Annotated in this window: 4 protein-coding genes and 1 pseudogene; 3 read left to right on the top strand and 2 right to left on the bottom strand. The window is 63.2% G+C overall.

Annotated features, from left to right (window positions below; genetic code table 11):
• Positions 1–136: 136 nt before the first annotated feature.
• The gene (locus tag AC1VNY_RS42035; protein WP_482409600.1) at positions 137–1,699 is read left to right on the top strand and encodes an alkaline phosphatase D family protein; all 1,563 of its coding nucleotides are present in this window, start codon (positions 137–139) and stop codon (positions 1,697–1,699) included.
• Between the two features lie 251 nt (positions 1,700–1,950).
• Here AC1VNY_RS42035 and AC1VNY_RS42030 read toward each other — a convergent pair whose 3' ends face one another.
• Both AC1VNY_RS42030 and AC1VNY_RS42025 read right to left on the bottom strand, forming a co-directional pair.
• Complete coding sequence (locus AC1VNY_RS42030) at positions 1,951–3,078, bottom strand: hypothetical protein (RefSeq protein ID WP_482409599.1); 1,128 nt, start codon at positions 3,076–3,078, stop codon at positions 1,951–1,953.
• Positions 3,079–3,151: 73 nt separating this feature from the next.
• On the bottom strand, positions 3,152–3,526 hold the full coding sequence (locus AC1VNY_RS42025) for a response regulator (RefSeq protein WP_212058133.1): 375 nt from the start codon (positions 3,524–3,526) through the stop codon (positions 3,152–3,154).
• Between the two features lie 266 nt (positions 3,527–3,792).
• On the opposite strand from AC1VNY_RS42025, the gene AC1VNY_RS42020 reads away from it, so the two are divergent.
• Complete coding sequence (locus AC1VNY_RS42020) at positions 3,793–4,557, top strand: Crp/Fnr family transcriptional regulator (RefSeq protein ID WP_482409598.1); 765 nt, start codon at positions 3,793–3,795, stop codon at positions 4,555–4,557.
• A 61-nt stretch (positions 4,558–4,618) separates the two neighbouring features.
• Positions 4,619–4,793 (top strand): annotated as a pseudogene (locus AC1VNY_RS42015) (IS701 family transposase); the annotation flags it as partial.

Here is a 4,793-nt window from a genome sequence, read left to right as displayed (position 1 = left end):
CTCCCCCGCAAGCGGGAGAGGGAGCCCGACAAACGTGCTCACCTCACGCTGCCCCCTGTAATCTCTCCGTCATGGAATTTTTCTAGGTCTTGGCGCGCCTGCGGCGCATTGTCGCTGTGACCTGAGGAGGCTCCCCATGACGATCCGGTTCTCGCGAAATCTCACCCGCCGACGCTTTCTCTCCACGGCGGCTGCGGCCGGCGCCGGCGTGATCGCGATGCCCTATCTGTCGCGGGCCGCCGACCGCCCGGTGATCACCCACGGCGTGCAGTCCGGCGATGTCGGCGTCGACGGCGGCGTGGTGTGGGCGCGTGCCGACCGGCCGTCGCAGATGATGGTCGAGGTCGCGACCACCGAGTCCTTCAAGGATGCCCATACGCTGCCGCCGATCACGGCGCTGCCCGAGAGCGACTTCACCGCCAAGATGCTGCTGGAGAACCTGCCCTCCGGCCAGGACATCTTCTACCGCGTCCGCTTCCGCGACCTTGCCCATATCGACGTCGTCGGCGAGCCGGTGGTCGGCCGCTTCCGCACCGCGCCGAGCGATCGCCGCGACGTCTCGTTCGTCTGGGGCGGCGACGTCGCCGGCCAGGGCTGGGGCATCAATCCCGACGACGGTGGCATGATCACCTTCGCCGCGATGAAGAAGCACGCTCCGGATTTCCTTCTGCACTCCGGCGACACGATCTACGCCGACGGCGTGATCCCCTCCGAGGTGAAGCTTCCCGACGGCAAGATCTGGAAGAACGTCACGATTCCCGAGAAGGCCAAGGTCGCCGAGACGCTCGACGAATACCGGGCCGCCCACAAGTATAACTTCCTCGACAACAACGTCCGCGCCTTCAATGCCGAGGTGCCGATCTTCGTGCAGTGGGACGATCACGAGGTGACCAACAACTGGTCGCTGTCGAAACAGCTGCCGGCGGCCTACAAGGAGCGCGACATCACCGTGCTCGCGGCGCGCGCTGCAAAGGCCTTCCACGAGATGTATCCGATGCGCGAGAGCATCGTCGAGCCTGGGCGCGTCTACCGCACGCTGAGCTACGGTCCGCATCTCGACGTCTTCATGCTCGACGAGCGCAGCTATCGCGGCCCCAACGGCCCGAACCTGCAGGAGCAGTACGGCCCCGACGCCTATTTCATCGGCCCGGACCAGATGGCCTGGCTGAAGCGCGCGCTGCTCAACTCGCGCGCCACCTGGAAGGTGATCGCCTCCGACATGCCGCTCTCGCTGATCGTCTATGACGATGCCGCCAACAAGAAGGGCTCGGAAGCCTTTGCGCAGGGCGACGGCCCGGCGCGCGGCCGCGAGCTCGAGATCGCCGATATCCTGCGCTTCATCAAGACCGCGGGAGTCGTCAACACGGTGTGGCTGACCGCCGACGTGCATTACGCCGCCGCGCACTACTACAACCCGAACAAGGCCCAGTTCCAGGAGTTCGATCCGTTCTGGGAATTCGTCTCCGGCCCGCTGCATGCTGGCACGTTCGGTCCGAACGAGCTCGACAACACCTTCGGCCCCGAGGTGAAGTTCATCAAGGCGCCGGGCGAGGCCAACCAGAACCTGCCGCCGTCGGCCGGCATGCAGTTCTTCGGCCACGTCAAGATCGACGGCAAGAGCGGGCAGATGACGGTGAGCCTGCGCGACCGCGTCGACGCCGAGCTGTGGGCGATCACGCTCGATCCGAAGCCAGTCTAGTGTCCCGAATCCGAAGTTCGCATCTTTCGCCGCACCTTCGGGACGAACTTCGGATTCGATAAGGACACTAGCAAACTTATGATTCTAGTGTGCTTTATGAATGCGAAGTTCGTGAAGGTGGTTGCCGCGAAATCGCACGAACTTCGCATTCAGCACACTAGCGCGCGACGCGATTGGGTTGAGATAACGCCGCGAACGAACTGCGCTCCCTCTGCCGCTTGCGGGGAGGGCTGGGGTCTCTCCGCAACCGATCAACCCGGTTTGCCCGCCTTGATCTCCTTGAACCTGGCAAGCGCCTGCTCGAACTTGGCGTTGAACAGCCACATCGCATCGAGGATCTCGCGGAAGGTCGCAGATGTTCTTGCCCGGTCGGCCCGGCCGAAAGCGAAGATGCTGTTGTTGCGCAAGTATCGCATGATCCTTGCATCGGAAATTCTGTAACCGACGAGGTTGCCCGACCTGAGTGCGGCCCTGGTCGGGGTCGGAATGATCTGGATCAGCTCAAACAGCTTCATTTGATCGATCGGATCCGGCAGGGCTTTCAAAATCGCGGGGATCTCCGGGAAAATATCCGCGTGTGCGTTCATCAGGGCGTCCCGCACGGCGGTCCAGTGATTGAACCTGTGATCAAGGTTGCCGGCCCGCGCCTCTTCTTTGTCGTCACGACCGCTCAGTGCAGGATCGAGGGCCGCGATTGATCCCTTGATCGCTGCCCACTTCCTTCGGCCGTTGCGGTCTTCGGACGGACCGGTCTGCAGGCTCCCTTTGTAGGTGTTCGACCGCGCATTCCCCGCATTTTGCTTGCCGCCGGTCTCGGCAAAGAAAAGGCCGAGGCTGATACGGCCCGCGGCCGCGGCGTCCTTGGCATCGAGACCCTTGGCTCGCGCGATCGCGGCCGCCAGATCGACCACGTCCGTGAATGGCGTATCGGATCGTTGCGCGCCGGCGGGCGGCGCCTCCATGATGTCAAAGAGCTTCCTGTACTCATCGAACAGCGGCTCATTGTCGGCGTCAAAATACGCCGGAGGAATTTGGAATCTGCTGGGTCTTCCGACCCTGGACGGAAGCGCATCGGTGAGATCCTTGTATGCGCTCATCATTTCGACGCGGGCCAGGTAGAGGGCCTGGCCCGGCAGATTGGGCAGCGGCTGATTGGAATCGATCTGTGCGCGTCGCTGGCGCAGGATCGACTCGAAGCTCTTCAGGGCATTCTCGTACGCCTCACGTGCGGCCGATTGCTGGCTCGTGAGCGCGAGGGGCGCCGCAATGCCTGGAGACGCGGAACCACCGATGACGGCCGAGGCCAGCGACAGGACCACCCCAAGCAGCCCGAGGGATCGCGCTGCTGCCGGCGCAACGGCAGATGTCCTGATCGCCATGACGGCTTCCCGATGCGGTGCGTCGCCGAATCCAACAACTTGGATCGTAGACGACGAACGCTCCGGCGGCGAGTCAGTGGCCGTTTCTCAGCGCCGCCTCCAGCGCCTCGCTCGAGCACGGCTTGGTCAGCCGCGGCTTGCCGGCGAGCGATGCCGGCAGCTTGGTGTCCGCGCCATAGCCCGTGACGAACGCGTAAGGCACCTTCAGCGCATCCAGCCGCTCGGCGATCGCGAACGTCTTCTCGCCCCTGACGAGGCCGACGTCGAGCAGCGCGAAATCCGGCGCGCGCTCGGCGATCAGCTCGAGCGCACGGGCGACGTTCGCCGCGGTGCGCACCGTGCGGGCGCCGAAGCCGAGGATGGTGTCCTCGAAATAGAGCGAGATGATCGGATCGTCCTCGACCACGAGGACGTCACCGGGCATGCCGGCATTGGGGGTGAAGTCCATGGCGAGCCAGTTTCCGTTTGCTAGAGCTTGTTCTTTTGACGCGCCTTCTTCACGCGAACCGATATCCAATTCGCTCGAAAACGCTCCAGAGCATGGATGAAAGACCGGATCAGTCCGGCCGGATGGCCCGCGACCGGCGCCTGAAAGCACGCCGGCTGTTCCCGAGATGAAACCACCACATCGCGAGCGGCGCCGTCTGTTCACTAGTGAACATAAATCCGGGAACCTTTCGATTATTGTCGGCGTTGGGTTTTCAGGAATTTCCCATGATCGCGAAACGGACCGAGTTGGCCGGGACGAGTGACCGGCCATTCAACAATCTTTTGCGCCGGCTGAACGACGCCGATTACCAGTTGATCGCACCGCATCTGGGGCTGGTCGACGCGCTGGCCAACGACCTGCTCTACAGCCCCGGCGACGATGTTCAGACCGTGCATTTCCCGTGTGGGCCGAGCCTCGTCTCGTACATGGTGCCCAATGAGGACGGCCGCGATATCGAGACCATCCTGGTCGGTCGCGAGGGCGCGGTCGGCGGCATCGTCAGCCAGGGCTTCCTGCCGGCCTATACCCGCATCGCCGTCAAGTTCGGCGGCCCGTTCGCGCGGCTGCCGATCAGCAAGCTCAACGCCGCCAAGCTGAAGTCGATCTCGGTGCGCAACATCTTCGCGCGCTATGCCGATTGCATGCTGGCGCAGATCTTCCAGTCGACCGCCTGCAATGCGATCCACTCGATCGAGCAGCGCGCGGCGAAATGGATCATCTCCGCGATGGAGCGCACCAATGGCAACGGCATGGTGCCGCTCACCCATGAACAGCTCTCGACCCTGCTCGGCGTCGGCCGCAGCTACACCAGCCGCGTGATCCAGAACTTCAAGGCGGAAGGCGTGCTGGAGACGCGCCGCGGCGCGATCGTGATCCGCGACACGGACAAGCTGCGGCAGCGCTCCTGCCTGTGCAACGACGCGGTCAAGGATCATTTCGAGGAAGTGCTGCGCGGAGTGTATCCCAGCGAGGACAACCCGGCGAACTAGCACTACTTTGGCAGATTGTTGATTTTGTCGCGTTTTATAGGATTCCCGAATCGATTTTTCAATGATTCATGGATGGTCGGCTCTTGGAGGGCTGACCATGCGGGGATGGGAAGACGAACTCGAACGCTGGCTGATGCCGTTCTTGGACCGGCTGGGTCATAAGACCCGACAGCGGATGTGTCCTCTGTATGTTGCGGGACTGATCGGTCCTGGCGATCGCAAGAGCGTTCAACCGA

It is taken from the genome of Bradyrhizobium ferriligni (genome assembly GCF_056837965.1).
Note: the sequence above shows the minus strand (reverse complement) of the source record. Positions and strands in the feature narration are given on the sequence as shown.

Coding starts and splice junctions, on each gene's coding strand:
- AC1VNY_RS42035 (WP_482409600.1), top strand. CDS start 137: ATGACGATCCGGTTCTCGCGAAATCTCACCCGCCGACGCTTTCTCTCC.
- AC1VNY_RS42030 (WP_482409599.1), bottom strand. CDS start 3,078: ATGGCGATCAGGACATCTGCCGTTGCGCCGGCAGCAGCGCGATCCCTC.
- AC1VNY_RS42025 (WP_212058133.1), bottom strand. CDS start 3,526: ATGGACTTCACCCCCAATGCCGGCATGCCCGGTGACGTCCTCGTGGTC.
- AC1VNY_RS42020 (WP_482409598.1), top strand. CDS start 3,793: ATGATCGCGAAACGGACCGAGTTGGCCGGGACGAGTGACCGGCCATTC.